A 26,104-nucleotide genomic window follows, 5' to 3' on the forward strand; every position below is an offset into this window, starting at 1 on the left:
CCTTGGTGGTACACTAAAGCGAGAATAAAGAACCAATATTCTTTGCTTTTTAAATCACGACCAACTGGAAAGACTGACACGGTCGCGAGAAAAACTGTTGAGCAGTCTTTTCTTTAAATAATGTTCCAGTTCTGATGCTAATGTCGTTTGAAGTAATGACCCGAGATGAATCATTCATAATGACTGCTTTTTGCTTGATATTTTTGAGTTTTGGCATAAGTAGTTTTTCAAGCGCCGAAACTAAAATATCGGTAGCAATGACACCAATAAACTGATCATGAATCATGACAGGGTGAGCAATGGTGATGGTGTAGGCGCCGTTGCAAATATAATCAACATAAGGGCCATGTATGCACGGGCTTTTATCTTGAGCAGGTTTATGGAACCACTCAAATGAGCGGAAATCTAAAAAGCGCTGCGCATTTTGGTAGTTTTCAAGTTTCGCTTGTTGTAATTGGTCTTCTTTTTTATACCACCATTCGAGTGTCCAATAGTCTTGTTCATCTTGCGTTGCTGGACTATAACTTGCAAAACCAGTTCCTTGACTATAATGGCTCTGATTTAGCGCATTTTTAATTTCCTTCTGCAAAGCAGAGCGTTCTGAAGTTGAAAGCTTAATATCTGCATTTTTTTCAGATGCATGCTTTGACAGAATTTTGCTTGCTTTAGCCGCCAGTGTTTCCGTAATCGTTGTTGTTTCCTCAACAACACTTTTTAACAAATTTTGAAGCTCTTCTATATCTAAATGTTGGGTCATTCCTATAACTCCTAAAATTCCGTATTTCTCACTTGATACTTTATAAGCGCTCTACTTTATTGTTTTTATTCGATAGATAACTTATATCGAAGCATTTGGTCTGTTAGCATCGAAATGATTTTTCGTGCTTGAATAACAGCATCATCTTCATTGCCTTGAACAAAAGATGATAAAAGTTGATGGTATTGAGCGACGACCGATTGATGAAACTGATCATCTTGGTAAAGCACAGCAATGAGCGGTGCCCATTCGGCTTGTATGGTTAACTCTTGATTTGCCAGTCGAGCTGATTGAGCAAAAGAGGTGAGTGTTAACAAGCAACGTAAATCAAGTTGGGCACGTGTGTCTGCTTCAACGGCCTGTTCAAATTGATCAATAAGCTCTTTAATTTTGCCTAATTCATATTCAGTGGTTCTCTGTGCTGCCAAATATGCACCATGGCTTAAAATTGCACTGTGAAACTCGCCTAAATCGGCAAGATACTCATTTGAAGCTTGGCGCAATGGGTGTTGGTTTAACAGTAAATCTGAAGGTAGCTCACAAACAAAACTTCCACCATTTCTGCCGCGACGTGTATCAATTAAACCTTTTACACGTAAAGTGTTTAACGCTTCGCGAACAGTAATGGGTGAAACGCCCATTAAGCGTGCTAAATCTGCCTCATTAGGAAGTTGTTCATTGCTTTTGAGCAAACCAGAGATAATTGCATTTTCCAAGCGTTCTACAACTTGTTCCGAACGAGTTGCTTGAGCAATAGGTGCAAAAATTATCGTATATGCTGACATGGCGAATTCTCTAAAAGCTAAGTCAAAAGACTTAGCTTAATGAAGCGGATAAATAATTATTAAAACACGCCATAACCATGGACAGCCTGTTCATCTTCAGGCACAGCTGGTATTGCATCCCAAAGTTCAACAATTTTGCCATTATCTACACGCCATAATTCAAAATAGGCATGTCGGTTACCGGCAATACTGCCTTCGGAATGAGTCAATACAAATTGACCATCAGCAATGGAGCGATGCGTTTTTGAGTATACCAAACCTTGTCCTTCATTACGGATATTGTTCAAAAAATCAATGACGGCTTTAACACCATCTCCAATATCTGGACTATGCTGAATGAACTGATCGCCGTGGGTGTATTCTTTAAAGGCATCGTAATTTCCATCAATTAATGACTCCTTAAAGAAAGACGTCACAATCTCACGGTTTTTCTCTGGGTCATGGTGAGTTACGATTTCAGTCGGGCCATCTAGTTGAGTTCTACCGCTTACATTCGGTGCAGCTTCTGCTACAAGACCATCCCAATGCTCCACAATTTTGCCGTCTTTTACTCGGTAAATGTCAAAACCAACTAAAGGGTTTTCATCTAAGCCTTGAAAGCGGCCATGAATTGCAACCAAATCACCATCTGCGAGCACACGTACAGCTTCGTGTTGCATATCGGGACAATCTTCTACTAATTGGCGAAGACCTGAAATACCATTTGCAACCAGTGGTGAGTGCTCTATAAAGTCTTCAGAAAAATAACGGTCTAGAGCAGTGGTGTCATGTAAATTAAAGAGCTCATGATGGGCTTTAGTCACCAAGTCTTTCATTTCTTGCTTATTCATTTTGATCTCCTTTCAAAACGCATTGTTATTATTCGTTTGAACTCATCACATGTTTAACGCGGGTATATTCTTCAAAACCGTAGCCAGATAAATCTTTACCATAACCTGACTTTTTGAAGCCGCCGTGTGGCATTTCTGCGGTTAAAGGAATATGGGTATTAATCCAAACTGTACCGAAATCAAGTTCACGTGACAGACGTGTTGCACGAGCATGGTCTTTGGTCCAAACACTTGAAGCTAGGCCATATTCAACATCGTTGGCTTTTTCAATTGCATCATTTTCATCGGTAAATTTTTGAACGGTAATGACTGGTCCAAAAATTTCTTTTTGAATGGCTTCATCGTGTTGTTTTAAACCACTAATAACAGTTGGTTCAAAATAGAAACCTGGGCGGTCTGCTTGTTTTCCGCCTGTTTCAACTTTTGCATGAGCAGGTAAGTTATCTATAAAGGCTTTAACATTCTTTAATTGATTGGCATTGTTGAGTGGACCATATAGAGCATTTTGATCATCTGGATCGCCAAAACGAGTATTTTTGGCTGCTTCAACGAGTTTAGCTAAAAACTCATCGTGAACAGCTTCAGCCACAATGACACGCGTCGCCGCAGTACAGTCTTGGCCTGCGTTGAAATAGCCAGTTAATGCAATCATTTCAACTGCTTTATCAAGATCCGCATCTTCAAAAACCAGTACAGGAGCTTTACCGCCAAGTTCAAGATGGGCTTTTGCTAAATTTGCCGCAGCAGAAGCTGCAACTTGTAATCCGGCACGAACCGAACCTGTAATCGAAACGAGAGCAGGGGTTTTATGTGATACAACTTTTGAACCAACTTGCGCTTGGCCTAGCACTACATTAAATGCACCTTTCGGAAAAAATGGTGCAGCAATTTCTGCAAGTAAGAGGGTACTTTCAGGAGTGGTATCACTTGGTTTAAGCACTACAGTGTTACCCGCTGCCAACGCTGGAGCAATTTTCCAAATTGCCATCATAAGTGGATAGTTCCAAGGCGTAACTTGACCAACCACACCGATGGGTTCGCGGCGGATAGAAGAGGTTAAACCTTCTAAATATTCACCAGTTGCTGAGCCATCGAGTAAACGTGCTGCACCTGCGAAGAAACGAACTTGATCTGCCGATACACCTACTTCTTCAGATGCAATTAAGTGTTTTAACTGACCTGTATTGCGGCTTTGAGCTTCAATTAAACGGTCAGCATTTGCTTCGATAGCATCTGCTAACTTAAGTAATGCTTTTTGACGCATTGATGGTGTACTGCGTCCCCAAATTTTAAATGCTTCTTTTGCAGCGGCATATGCTGCGTCAACTTCTGCATCGGTTGCATTGGGTGACTGTGCATAAACTTCACCAGTCACTGGGCTCACCAAGTCGAAGTAATCATTTCCTTTGCTAGCAACATATTCGCCGTTAATAAAGTGTTGTAGTTGAGTTTTAGCCATTTTCTTATACCTTGTCCTTAGGTTTTAACATATAACATATAATACTATATGTATTATGTTTTAATTTTTCTGTCAAATGCCTTGATGATGGGAATGAGTAAAAAAGTGAGAATTTAAATCAAATTAGATTTTAAGTTTTTGATTTGATTATTTAAAAAAAATTAAAAATTTATTGAGGATTTTTAGAATGAACTATGGTTGTGATGGTTTTTAATTTTAATAAAGGGTAATTAAGGAAATTTCTTTGTAGGAATGGGAGGGTGAGCCAAACTTTATGCTTAGCTCATCAATTCTTATTCTTTGAAGTTAAAGTGCTTTATCAGGTCTTATGACTCGCAAGCAGAATGCTAGTTTCACTGTTATAAATACCTGAAATATTTCTGATTCGTTCTAAAACTTTGTCGAAGTTTTCTAAAGTGTCGGAACGTAGCTCAACCAAAATATCCCATTTACCGTTGGTTTTATGCAGACATTCAACCGCACTTTCTAGGCGTAGTTCTTTAATTACGGATTGTGCTTTGGTGCCTTCAACCATAATGCTCATCCATGCACGGATGACATTGCGTTCGGCATTCGGTTTAAAACGAACCGTATAGCCAGTAATGATGCCTGAAGACTCAAGATACTCCATTCTCTTTTTAATGGTTGCTCTTGAGACGTGAACTTTTTCGGCTAACTCGGTCACAGACATCCGTGCATTATCTTTAAGTAAACCTAAAATAATTTGATCAATATTGTCCATAATGTCATTGTCAATTATCAAATTGGTAAAAAATAATTCATTTTTTGCTGAATTACAAATTTTGTGAATCAATTTGATTTTGAATAATAGGGGCATTAGCTCACCCGAATAATTCAATTTAATGGACTAGATAAAATGAATAATTTTGCAGTTTCTCGTAGCGACTTTAACGAGTGGATGGTTCCAGTATTTGCACCGGCAAATTTCATTCCGGTACGTGGTGAAGGTTCACGTATCTGGGATCAAGAAAATAAAGAATATATCGATTTTGCAGGCGGGATTGCAGTAAACGCATTAGGTCATGCGCATCCAGTGGCAGTAAATGCATTAACAGAACAAGCAACAAAACTTTGGCATGTCGGTAACGGTTATACCAATGAACCTGTTCTACGCCTTGCTAAACAACTCACCGAAAATACATTTGCAGATAAAGTATTCTTCTGTAACTCAGGTGCAGAAGCGAATGAAGCCGCATTAAAACTGGCTCGTAAAGTTGGACTCGACAGCGGTGTTGCAGGTAAAAGTGGCATTGTGGCATTTAACAATGCTTTCCACGGCCGTACTTTATTTACCGTTTCGGCGGGTGGTCAACCTAAATATTCACAAGACTTTGCACCACTTCCAAATGGCATTAACCACGTTGCCTTTAATGATTTAGAAGCTGCCAAAGCAGTCATTAATGAACAAACCTGTGCAGTTATTGTTGAACCGATCCAAGGTGAAGGCGGTGTTATTCCTGCTGACATCGAATTTTTAAAAGGTTTACGTGCGCTGTGTGATGAGTTTGGTGCCTTACTTATTTTTGATGAAGTGCAAACAGGTGTCGGCCGTACAGGTACACTTTATGCCTATATGAACTCTGGTGTTACACCAGATGTACTCACTACTGCAAAAGCATTGGGCGGTGGTTTCCCAGTTGGTGCAATGTTAACAACTGATAAATTTGCGCCGCATTTTTCAGTGGGTACACATGGTACAACTTACGGTGGTAACCCGTTAGCAAGTGCGGTTGCGGGCACAGTCTTTGAGTTTATTAATACACCAGAAGTGCTTAACGGCGTAAAAGAACGTCATGACTACTATAAAAACGCTTTAAATCAATTAAATGAAGAATATGAAGTTTTTGAAACAATTCGCGGTGAAGGTTTGCTAATAGGTTGTGCCTTAAAAGATAAGTTTGCTGGTAAGGCAAAAGATATTAATAACCTTGCGGGTGAGGAAGGTTTACTGAGCCTGATTGCTGGACCAAATGTTGTACGTTTTACGCCGTCTTTAATTATTCCGTTTGCTGATATTGATGAAGGTTTAAAACGCTTCGAACGTGCACTTGCTCGCTTTGTAGAAATTCAAAAGGATGAACAAGCCGCATGATGATTATTCGCTACATTGAACCTAAGGATGTTAATGATCTTTACCTTTTGGCTCAAAAAGCGGGTTTTGGTTTGACATCTTTACAGTCAAATATGGAAAAGTTGGCTGCACGTATTGAACGCGCCTGTAAAACGGTTGCGGGTGAATTACCAAAAGCAGATCAGGTTTATTTATTTGTTTTAGAAGATACCGAGCTCAATAAAGTGGTAGGTGTTTGCGGTATTGAAGTTGCGCTTGGTTTAAAAGAGCCTTGGTACAATTTCCATGTAGGCACCCAAGTGCATGCCTCGGAACCTTTAAGTGTCTATAATGCTTTACCAACTTTGTATTTGAGTAATGACCACACTAACTGTAGCGAGCTTTGTACGTTATTTTTAGATCCAGACTACCGTTTAAATAAAAATGGTAAATTTTTATCTAAAGTTCGTTTCTTGTTCTTGTCTGCATTTCGCCAATACTTTGAAGAAACCATTGTGGCTGAAATGCGTGGCTATTCTGATGTAAATGGGCAGTCTCCATTTTGGAATGCGGTAGGCCATAAATTTTTTAATATTGAATTTACCAAAGCGGACTATTTAAGTGGAATAGGGCAAAAGGCCTTTATTGCCGAGCTGATGCCGAGACATCCGCTCTATGTCGATATGTTGCCAGACGATGCTAAAGCGGCAATTGGAATGGTTCATCCAAATACACGGCCTGCTTATAATCTTTTGCTAGAAGAAGGGCTTCGCTATAAAGGCTATGTCGATATTTTTGATGGCGGAGCAACACTACAGGCCGATATTGAAAATTTAAGGGCTATCAAAGAAAGTCAGATTTTAACTGTAAAGGTTGTAGAGTCTAATCACCTAAGTTTAGGCGATGAACCTTATATTGTTGCCAATGATGATTATGAAAATTATCGGGCAATTGTGGTGTATAGCGCACGTTATCAAAATCGAATACAGCTAAGTTTAGAGCAGGCTAAACAGTTAAATGTTCAAAATGGGGAAGAAGTTCGAATATTGAGTATTAATGTTCAACAGGCTTCAAAATCAAAAGCTGTAAATAGGCTGGAAAATAATCAGCATTTGCAAATGGTGGTTAATTAGGCAGTGAGTTTTTACAACACACCAAATTTCATGAGGAATATTATATTATCCCTGAGTCAAAAAATTGATATGGATATACATCATCTTAATTGAATGAATGGAACTTGTTATTTCATTTTAGGTATTAAGATGATGAGGCATAACGGGATAATTCTATGGTTTATATTTTATTGTTTTAAATAACTATTTTAAGATTTAAAAATGGAATTTACTAAATTATAAGTGGTTTTAATAATATTGGTAAGATGATTTATTCGGCTTAATCGAAGCTCATGTCACTCATATTATTAAAACATATTTATAACGGTTGCTATAAATTGGAGTTAATATTACATGAGTAATAATAAAGGAAAGCAGTTCCTGGAAGGAGACCTCCTAGGCAGTCAGCATATGACTGAGCAAGAGGAGGAAAAGTTGCAACGCTCATTGACCAATCGTCATATTCAAATGATTGCGATTGGCGGTGCAATTGGTACCGGATTATTTATGGGTTCTGGAAAAACATTAAGTGTTTCTGGGACTTCAATTATTTTAACCTATTTAATTATTGGCTTTTTCTTTTTCTTCGTGATGCGAGCAATGGGTGAGTTATTGCTTGCGAATACCAATTTTAAAACATTTGCCGATTTTGCAACCGCTTATTTAGGTCCATGGGCAGGTTTTTTTCTGGGTTGGTCGTATTGGTGTAACTGGATTATTACAGCGATTGCCGATGTGATTGTGATTGGAGGGTACATGCAGTTTTGGTATCCCGATTTACCGGTCTGGATCCCCGCATTTACTTCATTAGCCATATTAACCATACTCAACTTTGTAGCAGTTCGGCTGTTTGGTGAACTCGAGTTTTGGTTCTCACTTATCAAAATTACCGCAATTATTCTATTTATATTGGCGGGTATTTATTTAATTAGTACCGGATTTACTTCTCCGAATGGAGTCAAAGCTTCGGTGAGCCATTTGTTTGAAACACAATCTATGTTTCCTTATGGTGTAACAGGTTTCTTGGCTGGTTTCCAAATTGCCATCTTTGCATTTGTGGGTATTGAGCTTGTTGGTACAACTGCTGCCGAAACCAAAGACCCGCACACCTCACTTCCAAAAGCCATTAACTCTATTCCTTTACGTATTTTATTGTTTTATGTGGGCGCATTGGTTTGTATTATTGCAGTTACCTCTTGGGCAAAAATTTCACCAGAAAAAAGCCCATTTGTGGAAATGTTTACGTTAGTTGGCTTACCAATTGCGGCAGGTTTAATTAACTTCGTTGTGGCAACCTCAGCTCTTTCTTCAGCAAATAGTGGAATCTTTGCAACCAGCCGTATGTTATACGGTTTAGCATTAGACAATGATGCACCGAAAAGCTTTAGTAAGTTATCTAAAAGAAAGGTTCCAATTAGAGGACTCGTCTTTTCAATGGCTTGTGTAACGCTTGGAACTTCTATTTTATTTATTGTTCCAAATGTTATGACTGCATTTACGATTATTTCAGCACTGACTTCAATTTTATGTATTTTTACATTTATGCTGATTGTGATGTCATATATTTATTATCGTAAGAAAAGCCCTGAATTACATATCCAGTCAAAATATAAAATGCCGGGTGGCTTATTTATGGCATGGCTGACGATGCTATTTTTAGTTTTTACGATCGTCATTTTAGCTTTAGATCATGATACGCTGATTGCTTTAGAGTTTTCACCAGTATGGTTTATTGGTTTATTTATTGCTTATAAATATAAAAAGAAAAAGATGTTGCAGCTTGATATTTTAAAAGCACAAAAGGTTGATTATATTTAAATAAATTTTAGTGGTTTTATTAGAAATTTTATTATTTTAAACCCAATAAAAAAGCCTCATTACGAGGCTTTTTCTATAAGGGTTACTTAATATTTGGATCGCCTTTTTTCAAGAAAAAGCGAATTGCTAACTTTTGTAAGAATGTCCCATAAGGAGGGTGGAATAGCTGAGTCGGGAAAAACCGATGGCGAATAAAAACAGTTTTTGCATGAGAAAGTTCACGGAAACCTTCTTCACCATGATATGACCCCATGCCTGAGTTTCCGATACCACCGAAAGGAGCATCGTGGTTGACTACATGCCAGCCCCAGTCATTAATGGTCACGCCACCTGAATGTGTTTCACGTAAAATACGATCACGTTCTACCGAGCTATGGGTAAAGCAATAAAGTGCTAAAGGTCGCTCGTCCGATTTTACATAGGTAATTGCGTCATCTAAAGAATCATAAGCCACTACAGGTAAAATAGGGCCAAAGAGTTCTTCTTTCATAATCCGCATGTCTGGTGTGCAATTCAGCACAATCTGTACGGGCATTCTACGGCCTTGTTGGTCAAAGCTATACGTATCGCAAGGAATAATACGTGCACCTTTTGCTTGTGCATCGGTCAAAATATCTTGAATACGTTTTAAATGACGGTCGTTCACAATAGATGTGTAATTCTCATTATTTGTGATGTTTTCACCAAACATTTTTATAAAGCTTGATTTTGCTGCATTCACAAATTCATCAATACTTTCTTTCGGAACCAACGCATAGTCAGGCGCTACACAGATTTGCCCACTATTGGTTGCTTTGCCATGGGTAATGCGTTTTGCAGCGTCAGCAAGCGGGTAGTTGCGGCTTACAATCGCAGGTGATTTACCGCCTAACTCAAGTGTAACAGGCGTTAGATTTTCAGCTGCTGCTCGCATGACGACTTTGCCAATCGCAGGAGAGCCAGTAAAGACAATATGGTTAAATGGCAACGAGGTAAATCTTGCTGGGTCTGTAATTTCTTCACCAAACACAGCCACTTCATCTTCATTAAAGACTTCCGCAAGCATGCGTCGAAGCATCGCATTGGTATTCGGGGTAATTTCAGGCAGCTTAATCATGACTCGGTTGCCTGCAGCTAATGCGGCAATGAGCGGGCCAAGTGCTAAATAAACCGGGAAATTCCAAGGTACAATCACACCAACCACACCTTTAGGTTGGTATTGCACACTTAAACGATTTGATAAAAATAAAAGCTCGGTACGGCGTTTACTTGGACGCATCCAGCGTCGTAAATGATGAATCGCATGATCGGCTTCTAACACAGAGCCAAGCAAATCTAGTAGTTTAGATTCATCAAGTGATCTTGAACTAAAGTCAGCATTAATCGCGGCAGCCAAAGCATCTTGATAACGAATAATTTGTTTTTTGAGTTGATGCAGTTTGGTGCGGCGTGCCTCAAGACTTGGATAGGGATCTGCCTCAAAATTGGCACGTTGTTTGGAAAAAATAAGTTCCATATGTTCTGTGGCAGAGCCGCTATATTCTTTTAAAGTGGAGCTTTCCATTATTGTTCCTTCCATACTTTTGCTTATCATACTTTATGCTTGAAGCGTTGTATGGTCGATGTTAAATTGAGACAACAAGAGGTAGTTTAGTGCCATTATGCACGTCACTCTAGGGATGGTGTGAGTTAAATGCCTAAAAATCTTTATAAAAATGCAAATAGTGTTATTGAAGGAAATTATGATAATACATCCTTAGGTTCGAATACATATTTGCTGGGTTTGACCAGTTTATTTGATGAAATGGGGTTGCAAGGCCATTCAATATCAAATGTTCTATCTGGCACAAATATTTCGCCAGATACGATGAATCAATCCTCTTTATATATTTCTCAAGTCCAAAAAATTCAGTTATTTCAAAATATACAAAAACTATCTCACGATCCTTTAATTGGACTACGCGCAGGACAAAAGCAGCGGCTGTCAGATTTTGGGGTGTATGGTTATGCGCTTTATTCTTCGCGTAATTTTAGACAAGCGGTTGAGCTTGGCATCCGACACATTAAGCTTGCAGGACCTATTTTAAAGAAGTCTTTTTATATTCGAGATGATGTTGCCATTTTTGAAGGGCAGGACATTATTGCACTGGGTAAGCTTCTACCTTTAGTGTGCGAGTTTTGGTTTAGCTCCATGCAAACCTTAATTGAACGTGTGCTTGAAGGACCATTTCAAGCGAAGAAGCTTTTATTGCCATACCCAGCACCTGACTATGCGGAAGAATATGAAAAAGTGTTTCATTGTCCTGTTCAGTTTAATGCTGGGGTGATGCAATGGCACTTTGATTTAAAATGGCTCGATCTACCTTGCCCAAATGCCAACCCGATTACTGCGGACATGTGTAAGTCATTTTGTGAGCGGATGCTTGGTGCAGCTGAACTTGAAGAGCCTGAGTTGGTGAAAACAATCCGTTTAATATTATTGGATGGAACAGAACTTTTCCCATCAGCTCAAGAAATGGCTGAACGGTTACATATGTCAAAGCGTACCTTACATCGGCGTTTGGCAAGTTTTAGTCTGACTTATCAAGAGTTATTAGATGAAACTCGGCGCCGTCTTGCGGATGAATATTTGCGAGAAACAACTTTAACCGTAGATGAAATTGCTGAAAGAATTGGCTTTTCAGATACCTCTAATTTTAGAAAAGCCTATCGTCACTGGACAGGCGTTTCACCGAATGAGTATCGAATACAGTACCAAAATTAAAATCAAGTTTGGCTGCTACTTAAATCGAGAAAGTAACTTTTTCTGCAAAAATGGATTACAGAGCAAAATGGCAAATAAAATAATAAATATACCGATAATGCTAAACAGATCCGGTAATTCATGCCAAAAAACAAATCCCCAAATTCCTGCAAAAATAATGGCAATGTAATTCATGGGGCCAATTTGTCCTGCTGGCGCTAAGCTATAGGCATAAGACATAAATAGTTGACTAATATTAGCTAAAAGTCCTGCGGCAATGAGTAGGCCTAATTCGTGCCAAGTAAAAATGCGCCAATGCCAGAACATGGGAATAGAGGAAATTAAACTACCAAAAATACAGAAATAAAAAACGATACGCTCAGGCGGCTCTGTACTGGTTAAAGCTCTTACAGTCACAAAAGCCATTGCTGATAAAAAGCATGCACCCAAGCCAATAAAAGATAATGCGTTAAATAGACCCTGATCGGGTTTAGCGACAAATAAAACCCCAATAAGTCCAATCACAGCGGCAAAAATCATCGATTTGGTAATTTTTTCTTTTAAGAAAAGCCATGCAATCAGTGGAATAAAGATAGGAGATGAATAACTAAAAACCATGGCATTTGATAGTTTTAAGTTCGCTATGGCATAGAAAAAACCGTACATTGCAGCAAGACCGACTAGACTTCGCCACGTGTGCATCCAGAGTTTATCGGTTTTAATAAAGTCTAAACCCTGTTTAAACAGCATCGGAATAAAAATAAATAAACCTACTGCATTTCTAAAAAACACGACGGTCGCGTTGTCCACTGTTTGCGAAGCAAAACGAATGCACACCCCCATAATGGAAAATAATAATGCCGATGTCATAAGACAAAGCAGTGCTTTTCCTAGTTGAGTTGAGGGGAGATTTGGAGCAGTCTGATTTTGCATATCGAAATGAGTTTTTGGTTTTCGGTGTTATCTTAGCAGTGATGCAGGCATTGGATGAAATATCATTTGATAATGATTTAATAGTGATACTTATTAGAATAAAAAAAGAGAGCATAGGTCAGCTCTCTTCTAATTTTATAGGGTGTTATTTACAGCTAAAGTTTTCAGCTTTTTCACTATCGCCTTGACCATTGTAACGGGCAATCAGTGGATAAGGGCAAAGTGGGCGGGTACGGTCTGGTGCCCAGTCTTGAGGAAGCTCAGTATTCACTTGACCACTTGGGTTACCTGCGCCGCGTGCGGTCGCAATGATTTTGTCAGGTGCTTGCCCGTATTCAACCCAGCTGACTAAAGCAGTCAATGCATCAAATTGATCGGTCGCAATGCCATCACGGGTATGGTTCATGCCTGGAACTCTAAAGAAACGTGCAAATTCAGGTGCTTTACCTTTTGCATCATTTTTATAGTGTTGGAGTAGTTGATCGTACCAATTTTGGGTGTCATCTACAGAGAAGACGCCGTCAGCTGTGCCTTGTACCACAATCATTTTTCCACCGTGATTACGGAGTTTATCTAGATTCAATTCATCAGGTGGCATCATGAATGACATCGAACTTTCGGTATAGACATCATTGGTTGCCGAGAGTTTTGGATAGTCGGTATCGAAGTTAAAATTAAAGGCAAATTGTCTAGTGTTTTGAGTCACAGTTGGGTCTGGTGGAACCTGAAAAAGAATGCCGACTGCAACGGGGTCACGTGCTGTTCCCACCGAAGATTCGAATTTCCAGCTTGCCCAGTTACTGCCGACTAAACCGGGGTCGAAAGGTTGGGTTGCATAGAGTGCTTGTCCAGCCGAATTTACAGGACCACGGTAAATGTTGGCTAATACATCAATTTGTTCGGTGCTTAAACAAGTACCATCTCTTGTGCTTGAGCAAACGGGTACATCTTTGTGAATATCAAAAGCCTTACGGCAAGATTCGACATCTTGAACCAAGCCATCTGCAACGCCGTCTAAAGCATCGCATCGATCTAAAATCGCTTTTGCTAATACTTTGCGCTCTGAAAGGGTAAGAGCAGTACTTAGATCATTTTCATCTGTTGCGACACGACGGAGCTGCTGAGCGGTGTAGAGTTGAGCCGCGGCCGCACGAGGTAAATGAAAACCTGGTGTGCTTGCTAAAATTCCATCATATTGGTCACCCAAACGGGTTGCGGCAATCATGGCATGACGCCCACCGTTAGATGTGCCGCCTGCATAGGAGCGGTCTGGCAATTTACCATATGCGGCTTTAATTAGGTTTTTTGCCATAGGCGTGAGTTTGGTAATTGCACCATAGCCATAGTTGATTCTGGCTTGAGGGTCTAAACCAAACATTGGATTTTGTGAAGCGTTATGTCCAGCATCGGAGGAAATAACAGCAAAACCATCATGTAGAGCATTGGTGAGTGGTCCACCGCTACCAACCTGACCTGTTGCAGGGACTAAATTACCATCGGTTCCGCCATTACCTTGATAGAGAAAACGACCATTCCAGTCAACAGGTAGGCGCATTTCAAAACCAATTTGATAGGTTTGTCCATCGACAGGGCTGATACGCTGATCCATATAACCTTTAACCAAACAATGAGCGCCAATCGGTTTGTTGGCGACAGTCAATGTGCCTGCTTCTTGAAGGGTAGCTGAGCTAATGACTGTATTGTTGTATTGAAATCCGAGTAAGTCCGTACAGCTTCCTGTCATTTTTACGCCCACAGCAGCAGACAACTGTGGTGGTTTGGTTGTTGAGGGAACCGTTGTTTCATCATTATCACTTCCACAGCCTGCCAAAGAACCAAGCATGGCAAGCACCAAAGCGGAGCGGGTCAAAATTCGTTTATTGTTGGTGTAATTCATTTATTCATATCCTTATTGAATGAATGGTTGTAATTAATCTAAAACCAAAAAATTAGCTGTGCTTCGTGCAATCATTTTGTTGTTTTGCCAAGCTTCACTTTCAAGATTCAGTACAGTTTTGCCTTGTTTAATGAATCGGCATTTTGTAATGACTTCACCAACAGCACAGGGTCTTAAAAAATCCATTGTTAAGTTGATGGTGGTAGCGGGTTTACGGTCATTGGCGAGATATGCAAAAAGTCCCATCACGTCGTCAAGCATGGCGCAGATCATGCCGCCTTCAACTGTGCCGCGTGGATTGGTAAAGCTTTTTAGCGCCGTGTAGTGGATGGTGAGTTCAGTGTTTTTGTCATTCCAATGGATATTATGTCCACCCAAATGGTGATGGATTGGCGGTAAGTGTTCTAAAGTTTTTTGATCCATAATGAAGGCTCCATCCTTTTGGTAAGTGTTATAAAAATTATTATTTCAGGGTGTAGGCATCATAAATAACCGCTTTGCCCAAACGCATTGCACTACCTACCGCAACGGTCTGGTTAAGCCATGAGTATTTAGGTGAGCTGGTTTCAAACTGCATGGTAATTTTGAAATAGTAATTTTTCGGGTCGACATCTTTGCCTTGAGCAAGCTGTTTTAGTGTTTCTGCCGAGCCATGTCGGTAACCTTTGGTTTGAAGGTAAATGAGTGCACCGTCATCGGTTTCTAACAAATATCGCGTATCAATAATGGCCAGCCCTTTACTGTCGACAATTTGCCAATCTGCACCATTATTTAAAATGCGGCCCTTAAGTGATTTCCCTTCAAATGTCCCACCTGTAATGGGAATAATTCGGCGTTTACCTGCGTCACTGGTTGTGCCTAATTCCCAAACAGGCGCATTTAAATCAACACTAAATTTTGCTAAAGGTTCAAGCTGAATAGGTGGCGGGCTATATTGTGTTTCGGCATGAGTCAGGCTAATGAGACAAATTCCGCAGAGTAGCGCTACAACTTTCTTCATGATGAATTTCCCGAAATAAAAAGAGGTTCTATGTGCGACAGAACCTCTTGTTTTGAATTATTTAAATTTCCATGTGTAGTCAATGTTGATACGGGTTTCGTTGACAGGTTTGATGTTGGCTGTAGAGAGCATGTTGTTGTCATAGATTGCATAGCGCGCGCGTAGCCCTAGATTTTTTAACCAGCCACTTTGAACGGTGTAGCCTAAATCAAAGTCTGTTTCGCGTTCTTTTAAATTGGTTCCGCCTAAGTTGGGTGCATAAATATTATGACCTGTGGTGTAACGGGTCATAAAACGTAAACCCGGTACATAATCTTTAAAGTCATATTCATAACGGAAGCTATAGGCCTTTTCTTTTGGGTTTAAAAACTCACCCGGCCATGTATCAATGAGTAGACCCGTTTCACCGCCAGTCAAATACGGAAAGGCGGTGTCGCCGTGATGCTGGAAAGTTCCAAAAATAAATTTATGGTTTTGATGTTTGAGTTCGAAATGCGCATGATACAGGTCATTATCGACTAAACCTGCTTTGGCTTGTCCGTCATCTCGGCTGCGGTAGTAACGTAATTGCGAGCTAAAATTAGTGGTGTCATTAATTTTGTGTTGATGTAAAGCACCGACCATGGTTTGGTTATAAAGATCATCAACATCCATGTAAAAAGCTGTGAGTTTGAATGCAGGATTAAACTGATAGTTTCCACCTAAGTAATAAAGCCCATCAGTTTCGGCACTTTTAAAGCGTCCATTTACGCCTGAAATTTTAATTTTTTCATAGTTGGTCGAATCACGATGATTCACTTTATCGAGGTAGGCCGCTTGTAAGTCGAAGTCTTTAATATCTTTACTGGTCAGTGAAATTCCTCGATAGGTTTGAGGAAGCAAACGAGCAGGTGAAGCCACTAAAACTGGGTTCATCGGCATTAGCGTACCAATGCGCAGCTCGGTCTGGCTCATTTTTGCTTTTGCTGTGACCCCAATTTCGCCATAAGAGTCAGCAGGTTCATTGGTACGTGTGTCTCTAGGTAAGTTTCCTGTACCTCCATGTTCTGCGTCGGCATCGAGTTTAAAACCCGCTGTTGCAAGCACATCCAGCCCAAAACCGACAGTCCCCTCGGTATAACCTGAATTGGCTTTAAGAATAAAACCTTGTGTCCAGTCCTTGGCAGCAGGGTAAGCAGATTGCTCTTGGTAGTCGCGGTCAAAATAAAAATTTCGTGTGGTGAGTTCTACTGAGCTGTTGTCAATAAAATTGCCAGCCCACACTGAACCAGAGAGCATAAGGGTAGAGTACATCCATAATTTCGACATAGCATTTCTTCCTGAAATAACATTTTTTTGTTTTCAATAAGGCTTAGTTGTTGTGTCAGCCTTGTTTGGTTTTTAAATCGAATTATTTTCCGAGCAGTTCTCGGGCCACGATTTCTTTCATAATTTCATTGGTTCCCCCATAAATTTTTTGTACTCGTGCATCCACAAAAAAGCGTGAAATCGGATATTCCTGCATGTAACCGTAGCCACCAAAAAGCTGAAGTAATTGATCAATCACTTCACATTGAACATCGGTAATAAAGCACTTCAGTGCGGCAACTTGAGTGACGCTTAACTGGTGTTGTTGATAAAGCGCCGCACATTGATCTACAAAGGCTTGTGCGGCTTTGGCTTTGATTTGCGCGTTTGCAAGCACAAAGCGTGTGTTTTGCATTTGACTTAAAGGTTGTCCGAAAGCTTTGCGTTCCAAAACATAGTCTTTAGTAATTTCAATGGCGCCTAAAATTGACCCCAACGCCATCATTGAAATGCTTAAACGTTCACGAGGTAACTCTTGCATTAAATAAGCAAAGCCTTGTCCTTCTTCACCTAAACGCTGAGTTGTAGGCACATAAACATCATCAAAAAATAGTTCGGCTGTATCTTGGGCATGCAGCCCGATTTTTTGTAAAGAGCGACCTTTTTTAACGCCGTCTAAAGTGGCATCAACTAATAAAATTGAAATACCTTTTGCTTTAGCTTGAGGATTGGTTTTTGCTACTAGAACGATCAGGTCAGCATGTAAGCCATTTGATATAAATGTTTTTGAACCATTAATACGGTAGTGGTCATTTTCTAAAGTGGCTTGAGTGCGTATGGCCTGTAAGTCTGAACCAGCATTGGCTTCGGTCATGGCAATTGCAGTAACGACTTCGCCTGTCACCATTTTCGGTAACCAATAGCTTTTTTGCTCTTCAGTTCCAATATTTTGCAGATAAGGAGAGACCAACTCATTTTGCCCGCCAATGGCAACTGCTAAAGATGCGAAGCCAGCTTGAGCCGTTTCTTGAACCAGCATGAGTGAGTAGTGCACAGGAGCGCCGTACCCTCCATATTCCTCGGGCACATCGACGCACAAAAAGCCATTTTCCCCAAGACGAAGCCACAGATCACGCGGGATGAGGCCATCGTGTTCCCACTGTTCATAATACGGAGCAACCTGTTCTTTTAAGAACCTGCGGTAGCTGTCTCGAAATAGTTCAAATTCTGTATCGTGTGGCATGTTGAACCTTTTTTTAGGCAAAAGTGAGGCTAAGGCCCAAACCGAAGTTTGAGCTTCCTTTTTTATTTCAATTGCTTATTGCTTTAAGGTGGGCACCCGAATAATCAGTGGGTTTTCGGCCTGCTTTTGATAAAGTTCATCAATTAAAGCGGCTCGACGCTTGGTAATACTGCTTTGATTGAGGTTGCCTTTATCGGTCACTTCGCCTGCATCGAGTTGAGGCGGTTCGGTCATTAAATAAAGCATTGAGACTGTATTTGAACTGCCAGTCGCATCTTTATTAAAGGTGGTTAAAAATTGGCGGAACCATTGTTGGACTTTAGGGTGCTGTAGTATCTCTGCTGGAGAATGTTCGCCCAGCTTAAGATCAGCTTGTTGAGCACACGCTTCTAATTTTGGAAAAATCAAAAAGCCAACCGCATTCAGGTTTGAGCCTGTAATGCAGACATCTTGGACCAGTAAATTACCTTGAATGAGCACTTTATTGCGTAGTGTGCCCACATTCACAAAAGTACCCGTATTGAGTTTAAAGTCTTCAGCAATTCGTCCGTCGTACATCAAGCCTTTGGTCGGATCATTCACATCGACCAAACGAACAGCATCACCCGTATGGAAAAAGCCTTCGTCGTCAAAAACAGTGCTTTGCTGGTCTGCCTTTAAACGCCAATAGCCTTTCATGACATGTTTGCCACGAACACAAAATTCTAGTTTGTCACCACATGGCACTAACTTAATTTCGCATCCCGGAGCAGGGTAACCAATAAAGCCAGCCATCACACGTGGGCCGGTTGTAAAAGCGCAAGAGGGAGCAGTTTCGGTCATGCCCAATCCGCTCATAATGCGAATTTTTTCTCCGCAATGTTGCTGAGCAATTTTATCGAGTCTATTCCAACCCGCTTCTGAAAGCGCTGCACCTGCAAAGAATAAAATTTTAACTTTGGCAAAAAAGCGGTCTCTTAATTCTTCATCTTTTTCTAAAGCCTCGGTGAGCTCTTCCCAACCTTTTGGCACATTTAAATAAACGGTTGGAGAAATTTCTTTGAGGTTACGAATGGTTTCGTCAAATTTTCCTGCAACGGGTTTCCCATCATCAATGTAAATGGTACCTCCGTTATAGAGTGCAATGCCGACATTATGACTGCCGCCAAAAGTATGGTGCCAAGATAGCCAGTCGAGTAGGACAGGTGGTGTTTCTTCAAACTCAGGGAAAGTCTGTAATAACATTTGCTGATTAACACACAACATTAAATGCGTGGTCGGTACAGCTTTAGGAAGCTTGGTTGAACCTGAGGTAAATAAGAATTTGGCAATCTGGTTTTCATCAAGGGTTTGATAAAACTCTTGAACATTTGAAACAGGTGTATCTAATAGCGATTGAAAAGATGTGCAGATCTGATCACCCACAATCCCTTTATTGGTTACTACTTCAATATCGGATGTAATACATGCCTGAATCGCTTTGGCAAAAGCTTGTCCATCGCTGGCATAGACCATACCAGGTGTAAGCACTTCAAACACATGTTTGAGTTTGCCGAAGTCTTGAGAAATAAGAGAGTAGGCAGGGGAAATAGCCGAGAAAGGCACACCCGCCAGCATGGCAGCCATAGACAGTGTTAAATGTTCGAGATCATTACCACTTAAAATGACCAGAGGTCTTTCTTGGCTCAAATTACGTTCATGTAAGGCTTGAGCAATGTGCCATGCACGCTGTAAAACTTCTGCATAACTCAGTTTGACCCATTCACCTTGAGCATTGCGTTTTGCTGCAAAAATATGGTCTGGTTTAGTTTGTGCAAAATGAATTAAACGATCTGTCAGTTTTTGTGGATACGGTTTTAATTGCTCTTTTGGGCTGATATAGAGCGTGTCATCTTTATGGTGATAATGAATATCATGTTGCCCTAATTTTACGAACCGTTCGCGGTCTTGTGATTGAGTGGCATTCATTTGCATTTCTTTCACTCCATGGAAAGCGCATCACTGCGCTTTATTTTTTGCATCATGCAATTTTTATTTAATATGTTGTTGTCCGCATTAGTCTGACTAAATCGGGTAATGACGTGTTTGAGTTTGAATAGTAATCCAGCGTAGTTCAGTAAATTCGGCAACAGAGACTTTACTACCAAAACGTCCGTAACCACTCGATTTTGTTCCGCCAAATGGCATTTGAGCTTCGTCATGTACGGTTGCTCCGTTAATATGACAAATACCCGAATCAATCTGTTTAGCGACTTCTAATGCCAGCGAAATATTTTGGCTAAACACTGCCGAAGACAGACCAAACTCGCTGTCATTTGCCAGTGCTACGCCTTCTTCAATGCTTGAAAAACGTTGAACTGTGCATACAGGTCCAAATGATTCTTCGCGGTAAAGCAGCATGTCAGGTTTAATATTGAGCACCAGTGTCGGTTGCATGGTGGTGTCTTCAATATGGATACCTAAAGGTAAGTCAGCACCTTTGTTTTGAGCATCTTCTAGCAAATGCTGAATACGGTTTGCAGCACGGCGACTTTCTAAAACACCGAGTACATTGTCTTTTGAAGTTGGATTACCTGCCTGAATAGAGCGGGTTTTTTCAATCAGTTTTTCAATAAATTGGTCGGCAATATTGTCTTGAACCAAAACACGTTCGGTCGACATACAGATTTGCCCTTGATTAAAGAATGCTCCAAAAGCAACTGCATTTACGGCTTCATTAATGTCAGCTTCATTTAAAACCACAACAGGGGCTTTCCCACCGAGTTCGAGTAAAACTGGTTTTAAATATTTAGCAGCAGTCTCGGCAATAATTTTTCCTACGTTGGTTGAGCCGGTAAAATTAATGCGTTTCACGGCTGAATGAGACACTAAGCGCTCCACGATTTGTGGTGCATCTTCGGCGGCATGCGTAATCACATTCACGACACCTTCACCCAGACCCGCTTCATGTAACACTTCACCAATGAGACGGTGTGTTGCTGGGCAGGCTTCTGAGGCTTTTAACACTACCGTGTTACCACAAGCCAAAGGCATGGCAAGCGCACGTGTTGCCAAAATCACAGGAGCGTTCCAAGGAGCAATCCCTACAATCACACCACAAGGAACCCGTACACCCATTGCAAGATTGCCCGGCACATCTGACGGAATCAGGCTTCCGTCAATTTGTGTAGTCATTGCTGCTGCTTCACGTAACATGTTGGCAGCAAGGTGAACGTTAAACCCATACCATGTCGCAGTTGAACCTGTTTCTTGCATTCCAGTTTGAATGAATTGCTCGGTTTTTTGGTCCATTAAATCGGCTGCTTTTAATAAGCGTAAGCGACGTTCGGTAGGCGAGAGTTTCGACCATACTTTAAAAGCTTGTTGTGCCGAATCGATTGCACGATCAACATCTTCCAACGTTGCAGCAGCAGCTTTAGTTGCCACCGATCCATCAATTGGACTGATACGCTCAAAAGTTGCCTGATTTGATGCATCAACAGATTGACCGTGAATAAGTAACTGTACATTTTGCATGGGTTGTGTCCTTACATTGCCATTAAAGAATCAAAAGTTAACCAGTACGTTTATAGCTCTGTAAACCCGGTTTAATTGATTTTTCATCTAAAAATTGTTTCAAACCTTCTTGGCGGCCATTTTCAGTATCTCGGTGGATACATTGATCAAGTTTGGCATATAAGTAGTCTTCGTTTTGATCCCATGTCAGTTCACGGCAACGCTTAAAGCCATTTTTAGCGGTACGAAGAACCACAGGGTTTTTCTCAAGTAAGCAATTTGCAAGTTCAGTCACTTCTGCTTTTAATTGGGCAAGCGGTACGCTTCTATTCACAAGGCCCATGTTTTCAGCTTCTTTACCACTAAAGGTTTTACCCGTCATGATGTAATACAAAGATGCACGATGACCTACGGTATCTGCCATTGCTTTGCTTACAAGGTTACCTGGTGGGATCCCCCAGTTAATTTCAGATAAACCGAAAGTTGCTTCATCTGCTGCAATTGCGAGGTCACAAGCCACTAAAGGTGAGAAACCGCCTCCAAAGCACCAGCCGTTAACCATAGCAATGGTTGGTTTTGAATACATACGAAGAAGTTGCCACTGCCAGCGACATGAGTCACGACGAATACGCTCTTGGAAAATCTCTGGTTGAGTATCGACTTCACGGAAATATTCCTTCAAATCCATACCCGCTGTCCAAGAGTCGCCTGCACCCGTTAACACTAAAACACGTGCATCTTGATCAAGCTCAAGGGTTTCAAGCACATCAATCATTTCACGATTGAGGGTTGGGCTCATGGCATTTTTCTTTTCTGGGCGGTTTAGTGTTACCCATGCAATTCCATCTTCAACTTTGACATCTACTGTTTCCCAGCGGTTTTCATAACTCATCTTCATACTCCTTGAATGATTTTTAGCTGTTCTGGGATTTAATCTAATATCAGTTAAACTTACATTCAAGTCTTTTTTATAAAATTTCATAAATATTTTATAATTCATTGTATTTTAAATATTAATTAATTTTATTATTGATTTAATATAAAAATATGTTGATTTTTTAGTAAGTTTAACTGATATTTTTGGTGTGTTTAAACAACAATACACAAAGGGCTAAATGGAACGACTAGTCAATAAAGGACAACACAATGGAAAAAATATCAGGACAGCCTTCAAGGGCAAAAATCACGTTGCTACTGTGCTTTGCCATAGCAATTTTTGAAGGGTTTGATCTTCAATCAATGGGGGTAGCCGCTCCACGAATGCGGGCTGAGTTCATGTTAGACAATGCCCAGATGGCGTGGGCGTTTAGTGCTGCAATTTTAGGGACGTTACCAGGTGCAATATTAGGCGGTAGATTTGCCGATATTGTCGGGCGTAAGAAAATTCTGATTTTTAGTATTTTACTTTTTGGAATTATGTCTTTGCTAACGGCTTATGCTGCTAACTTTAGTTTGCTGTTACTCATTCGTTTTTGTACTGGTTTAGGAATGGGTGGGGCACTTCCAATGATGATTACACTGGCATCTGAAGCTGTACCTGATAAATATAAAGGTACCGCGGTAAGTATTATGTATAGCGGTATTCCTTTTGGTGGATTACTTACTTCTGTAGTTGCCATGTCGTTGGCTGGCGACGCAGAGTGGCGTCATATTTTCTATATTGGTGGGATTGCGCCAATTTTACTCATTCCGCTGATTATGCGCTTTTTACCTGAGTCAAATGATTATCTACAACGTAAAGGTCAAGCGCAAAAAACGACGCCATTTTTGGAAGTTTTATTTGCGAAGGAACGTCGTATGTCGACAATTCAACTTTGGGTCAGTTTTTTCTGTACGCTCGTTGTACTGTATTTCTTGTTGAACTGGTTGCCGTTACTGATGGGCGCGCAAGGCTTATCGAAACTTCAGGCAAACTATGTACAGATGGGCTACAACGTGGGTGGAATTTTAGGTTCAATTCTCATGGGTGTATTACTTGATAAATTACGTATGAGTTTTGTGATTAAGCTGATTTATCTCGGCATTTTATTTTCGCTTTGTTGTTTAGCAATATCCCCAACCGTTGCTTTACTTGCACTTTCGGCAGTGGGCTGTGGCTTATTCATTGTAGGTGGACAATCGGCATTATACGGTTTGGCTGCCATGTATTATCCAACCGAAATGCGTGGAACTGGAGTAGGTGCGGCAGTTGCCATTGGGCGTATTGGTTCTTTTGCAGGACCTTTAATGGCTGGTTTTTTACTCTCACTTGGACAAAGCTCAACCATTGTGATTGGTTCAAGCATTCCAGTGATTTTAATTGCAGCGATCTCTGCATTACTTCTTGTCAAAAAACCTAAACAGCCTGTACATTTAGTACAAAGCTCAGGTGCTCGCTAAGTTTTAACGAAAGTATGGGGTTGGTGCCTCATACTTTCATTACAGATTTTCTTATGATGATTGAAAGGTTATGGTACGTTCGAATTCAGTTCAAAAAAAAGTAGAAGATGAGCCTAGGTTAAGTTACATGATTGCTCGTGTTGACCGAATTATTAGTAAACATTTAACAGAACACTTAAAAGAGCTTGAGATTACCTTGCCGCAATTTACTGCGCTTTCTGTTTTAGCTTCAAAAAGTAATGTATCCAATGCCAAACTTGCTGAGCGCTCTTTTATTAAGCCGCAATCGGCTAACAAAATTTTGCAAGATTTACTGGTCAATGGCTGGATTGAGAAAAAACCAGATCCAACACATGGCCGCCGTATTTTAATTACCCTGACTGAAAGCGGTGTTGAAAAGCTAAATAAATGTAATGAAGTGGTTTTAAAAGTCGAAGAAAAAATGCTTGAAGGTATTGATATTAACTTGGCTTATTTAATCCGTAATAATCTCGATATTATGGTCAATAATCTTAAAAACCTTTGATGAAAAGTAGGTTGCAATTTAATTTTTTTAAAATCTACAGAAATACTTAAGCACTGATTCACACAGAAAATTTATTTCATTTTACAAATGAACTTGCTAGCATCGAAGTGACGTTTTTGGTGATGTGTGGCAGCGAATGTCTTCAGGACAACAAGTTTTACTTAAACTAAGAAAAATGATTATTTCAGGGGAACTTGAAGGCGGTGCCAGAATTGCCGAAATTCCGACTGCCGAGTTACTTGGTGTTTCAAGGCAGCCTGTTCGTATTGCCTTTCGCTTGCTCGAGCAAGAAGGCCTCCTCATTAAAAACCCAACTCGTGGTTACACAGTTCGTGAAATTTCAGAACAACTTGTTCATGATGCGCTTGAAGTGCGCGGTGTGCTCGAAGGGTTGGCTGCGAAAACTTTGGCAGAACAAGGCTTAAGCGAAGAGCAGAAAAAGACGCTACAACATTGCATTCAAGAAACTGAAAAACTCTTTAATGAAACAGACGAGTTTGGCGATGCTGAACTCGAACGTTATCATCATTTTAACGTCATTTTTCATGACACCATTATTGAAGGCGCGCAAAACGTCGCACTCATCCAAGCCTTAGCAAAAAACAACCAATTGCCGATGGCTTCTGCTCAAGCCATTACCTATGATCAGAATCAGGCTTTGTCAGAATATCGCCGTTTGCACTATGCACATTTACAGCATTGTTCGATTTTTGATGCGTTGGTACATCGTCAGGCAGGGCGTGCTGAAACTTTAATGCGTGAGCACAGTAGTGTGGTGATTTTAGGTGAAACGCTAAGAAATGTTCTCAGCGCTTAAGCTGAAATAAGTTCCTTTATATTTGAATAAAGGAACTCAAGAATTAAAGCTCAATCACAAGATTTTTAGTTTTTGCACGAGAACAGCAAGGCGTAAATTGGTCATTCAATGCGTGTTCCTCATCGGTCATAAACATATCTCGATGATCAGGCGTGCCTTCTACTACGCGGGTAATACAGGTCCCACAAATGCCTTGTTCACACGAAACAGGAATATCAAAACCATTTGCAATTAATGCCTCAGTCGCAGTCTGCTCTGGTAATACTTCAATTCTGCGGCCTGTACCTTTTACTTCAATGGTAAAAGCTTCATCGTTAGACGTATCTACTTTCTGAGCGACAAAATGCTCTTGATGTAACTGATCACTATGCCAACCTGCTTGTTCGGCTGAGCTCATAACAAACTGCATAAACCCTGTTGGTCCACATACATATAAGTGTCTATGTGGTGAAGTTTGGGCTAAAACCTCTGCCATATTACATTCAGTGTCTGGTTGATCTTGAATATGAAAATGGACTTGCTTACCAAAGTGCTCGGTTAAGTTGCCATAGAAGGCAATCATTTCATGACTACGAACGAAGTAGTGCAATTCAAAAGGAATATTGGCCGACTTAAGCCAATATGCCATCGACAAAATAGGGGTAATACCAATACCACCAGCAAATAAAACTGCCTGTTTGGTTTGTGGGTGAATCTGAAATAAATTACGCGGTTCACCAATTTTTAAGAGGTCGCCTTCACGATATTCAGTGTGGATGCAACGTGAGCCACCGCGTGAATTGGCATCATGTAAAACACCAATGACATAGCGATGCTTTTCAGAGCAGCAGTTTGAAAGTGAATATTGACGGGTCAGGCCGTTTTTTAGGTGCACATCAATATGTGCACCTGCCTCAAAATTCGGTAGCTCCATACCATTTGCTGCAACCAATTCAAATGCACGAATGGTCGGGGTGAGCTGGTGAATTTTTTGAATAATAACGTCCATGTTCAT

23 protein-coding genes are annotated in these 26,104 nt (G+C 40.5%); 7 read left to right on the forward strand and 16 right to left on the reverse strand.

What is annotated here, in order from left to right; all coding sequences use genetic code 11:
* Positions 1-49 precede the first annotated feature (49 nt).
* The 5 genes from ACIF8R_RS10370 to ACIF8R_RS10390 form a co-directional block, all read right to left on the reverse strand.
* A complete protein-coding gene (locus ACIF8R_RS10370) occupies positions 50-757 on the reverse strand; it encodes a cache domain-containing protein (RefSeq protein ID WP_396480595.1) in 708 nt (235 codons plus the stop codon).
* A 65-nt stretch (positions 758-822) separates the two neighbouring features.
* On the reverse strand, positions 823-1,542 hold the full coding sequence (locus ACIF8R_RS10375) for a FadR/GntR family transcriptional regulator (protein ID WP_396480596.1): 720 nt from the start codon (positions 1,540-1,542) through the stop codon (positions 823-825).
* Positions 1,543-1,601: 59 nt separating this feature from the next.
* A complete protein-coding gene (locus tag ACIF8R_RS10380) occupies positions 1,602-2,372 on the reverse strand; it encodes a nuclear transport factor 2 family protein (RefSeq protein WP_191106788.1) in 771 nt (256 codons plus the stop codon).
* A 28-nt stretch (positions 2,373-2,400) separates the two neighbouring features.
* Positions 2,401-3,831 (reverse strand): gamma-aminobutyraldehyde dehydrogenase, encoded by a 1,431-nt coding sequence (locus ACIF8R_RS10385; RefSeq protein ID WP_396480598.1) that lies wholly within the window; start codon positions 3,829-3,831, stop codon positions 2,401-2,403.
* A 319-nt stretch (positions 3,832-4,150) separates the two neighbouring features.
* Complete coding sequence (locus tag ACIF8R_RS10390) at positions 4,151-4,573, reverse strand: Lrp/AsnC family transcriptional regulator (protein WP_002001056.1); 423 nt, start codon at positions 4,571-4,573, stop codon at positions 4,151-4,153.
* Positions 4,574-4,708: 135 nt separating this feature from the next.
* On the opposite strand from ACIF8R_RS10390, the gene ACIF8R_RS10395 reads away from it, so the two are divergent.
* The 3 genes from ACIF8R_RS10395 to ACIF8R_RS10405 all read left to right on the forward strand — a co-directional run bounded on the left by ACIF8R_RS10395 (position 4,709) and on the right by ACIF8R_RS10405 (position 8,832).
* On the forward strand, positions 4,709-5,944 hold the full coding sequence (locus ACIF8R_RS10395) for an aspartate aminotransferase family protein (RefSeq protein ID WP_396480601.1): 1,236 nt from the start codon (positions 4,709-4,711) through the stop codon (positions 5,942-5,944).
* Positions 5,941-7,035, forward strand: a complete 1,095-nt coding sequence (gene astA, locus ACIF8R_RS10400; RefSeq protein WP_396480603.1) for an arginine N-succinyltransferase — start codon at positions 5,941-5,943, stop codon at positions 7,033-7,035. The genes ACIF8R_RS10395 and astA overlap by 4 nt, the downstream gene beginning before the upstream one ends.
* A gap of 333 nt (positions 7,036-7,368) precedes the next feature.
* Complete coding sequence (locus ACIF8R_RS10405; protein WP_396480605.1) at positions 7,369-8,832, forward strand: amino acid permease; 1,464 nt, start codon at positions 7,369-7,371, stop codon at positions 8,830-8,832.
* Between the two features lie 82 nt (positions 8,833-8,914).
* Here the strand turns inward: ACIF8R_RS10405 and ACIF8R_RS10410 are convergent, their stop codons facing one another.
* A complete protein-coding gene (locus ACIF8R_RS10410) occupies positions 8,915-10,375 on the reverse strand; it encodes a coniferyl aldehyde dehydrogenase (protein ID WP_396480607.1) in 1,461 nt (486 codons plus the stop codon).
* Positions 10,376-10,504: 129 nt separating this feature from the next.
* On the opposite strand from ACIF8R_RS10410, the gene ACIF8R_RS10415 reads away from it, so the two are divergent.
* Entirely contained in the window at positions 10,505-11,575 is a 1,071-nt protein-coding gene (locus tag ACIF8R_RS10415) for an AraC family transcriptional regulator (RefSeq protein WP_396480609.1), read from the forward strand.
* Between the two features lie 15 nt (positions 11,576-11,590).
* On the opposite strand, the gene ACIF8R_RS10420 is transcribed toward ACIF8R_RS10415, so the two are convergent.
* The 9 genes from ACIF8R_RS10420 to ACIF8R_RS10460 all read right to left on the reverse strand — a co-directional run bounded on the left by ACIF8R_RS10420 (position 11,591) and on the right by ACIF8R_RS10460 (position 22,286).
* Positions 11,591-12,487, reverse strand: a complete 897-nt coding sequence (locus tag ACIF8R_RS10420) for a DMT family transporter (RefSeq protein WP_284116131.1) — start codon at positions 12,485-12,487, stop codon at positions 11,591-11,593.
* Between the two features lie 145 nt (positions 12,488-12,632).
* Positions 12,633-14,384: a tannase/feruloyl esterase family alpha/beta hydrolase gene (locus tag ACIF8R_RS10425; protein ID WP_396480611.1), complete on the reverse strand. Its 1,752-nt coding sequence runs from the start codon at positions 14,382-14,384 to the stop codon at positions 12,633-12,635.
* 33 nt (positions 14,385-14,417) lie between these two features.
* On the reverse strand, positions 14,418-14,807 hold the full coding sequence (locus tag ACIF8R_RS10430; RefSeq protein ID WP_396480613.1) for a PaaI family thioesterase: 390 nt from the start codon (positions 14,805-14,807) through the stop codon (positions 14,418-14,420).
* 40 nt (positions 14,808-14,847) lie between these two features.
* Positions 14,848-15,384: a DUF3237 domain-containing protein gene (locus ACIF8R_RS10435; RefSeq protein ID WP_075382566.1), complete on the reverse strand. Its 537-nt coding sequence runs from the start codon at positions 15,382-15,384 to the stop codon at positions 14,848-14,850.
* 57 nt (positions 15,385-15,441) lie between these two features.
* Positions 15,442-16,692 (reverse strand): OprD family porin, encoded by a 1,251-nt coding sequence (locus ACIF8R_RS10440; RefSeq protein ID WP_396480616.1) that lies wholly within the window; start codon positions 16,690-16,692, stop codon positions 15,442-15,444.
* An 82-nt stretch (positions 16,693-16,774) separates the two neighbouring features.
* Positions 16,775-17,914 carry an acyl-CoA dehydrogenase family protein gene (locus tag ACIF8R_RS10445; RefSeq protein WP_396480618.1) on the reverse strand — a complete coding sequence of 380 codons (1,140 nt, stop codon included), beginning with the start codon at positions 17,912-17,914 and terminating at the stop codon, positions 16,775-16,777.
* A gap of 75 nt (positions 17,915-17,989) precedes the next feature.
* Positions 17,990-19,876, reverse strand: a complete 1,887-nt coding sequence (locus ACIF8R_RS10450) for a feruloyl-CoA synthase (protein WP_396480620.1) — start codon at positions 19,874-19,876, stop codon at positions 17,990-17,992.
* 81 nt (positions 19,877-19,957) lie between these two features.
* Positions 19,958-21,409, reverse strand: coding sequence for an aldehyde dehydrogenase (locus ACIF8R_RS10455; protein ID WP_396480622.1), 1,452 nt, complete (start codon positions 21,407-21,409; stop codon positions 19,958-19,960).
* A gap of 37 nt (positions 21,410-21,446) precedes the next feature.
* A complete protein-coding gene (locus ACIF8R_RS10460; RefSeq protein ID WP_276124221.1) occupies positions 21,447-22,286 on the reverse strand; it encodes a p-hydroxycinnamoyl CoA hydratase/lyase in 840 nt (279 codons plus the stop codon).
* A 248-nt stretch (positions 22,287-22,534) separates the two neighbouring features.
* Here ACIF8R_RS10460 and mhpT point away from each other — a divergent pair, with 248 nt between their 5' ends.
* The 3 genes from mhpT (at position 22,535) to ACIF8R_RS10475 (ending at position 25,110) form a co-directional block, all read left to right on the forward strand.
* Positions 22,535-23,767 (forward strand): 3-(3-hydroxy-phenyl)propionate transporter MhpT, encoded by a 1,233-nt coding sequence (gene mhpT, locus ACIF8R_RS10465; RefSeq protein WP_032037968.1) that lies wholly within the window; start codon positions 22,535-22,537, stop codon positions 23,765-23,767.
* 70 nt (positions 23,768-23,837) lie between these two features.
* Positions 23,838-24,293 carry a MarR family winged helix-turn-helix transcriptional regulator gene (locus ACIF8R_RS10470; RefSeq protein WP_396480625.1) on the forward strand — a complete coding sequence of 152 codons (456 nt, stop codon included), beginning with the start codon at positions 23,838-23,840 and terminating at the stop codon, positions 24,291-24,293.
* 124 nt (positions 24,294-24,417) lie between these two features.
* Positions 24,418-25,110: a GntR family transcriptional regulator gene (locus ACIF8R_RS10475; protein ID WP_005802836.1), complete on the forward strand. Its 693-nt coding sequence runs from the start codon at positions 24,418-24,420 to the stop codon at positions 25,108-25,110.
* 43 nt (positions 25,111-25,153) lie between these two features.
* On the opposite strand, the gene ACIF8R_RS10480 is transcribed toward ACIF8R_RS10475, so the two are convergent.
* Positions 25,154-26,098 carry a PDR/VanB family oxidoreductase gene (locus tag ACIF8R_RS10480; protein WP_396480627.1) on the reverse strand — a complete coding sequence of 315 codons (945 nt, stop codon included), beginning with the start codon at positions 26,096-26,098 and terminating at the stop codon, positions 25,154-25,156.
* Positions 26,099-26,104: the final 6 nt, after the last annotated feature.

Source organism: Acinetobacter sp. ABJ_C4_1, from assembly GCF_044538495.1.
GTDB classification, from domain to species: domain Bacteria; phylum Pseudomonadota; class Gammaproteobacteria; order Pseudomonadales; family Moraxellaceae; genus Acinetobacter; species Acinetobacter nosocomialis_A.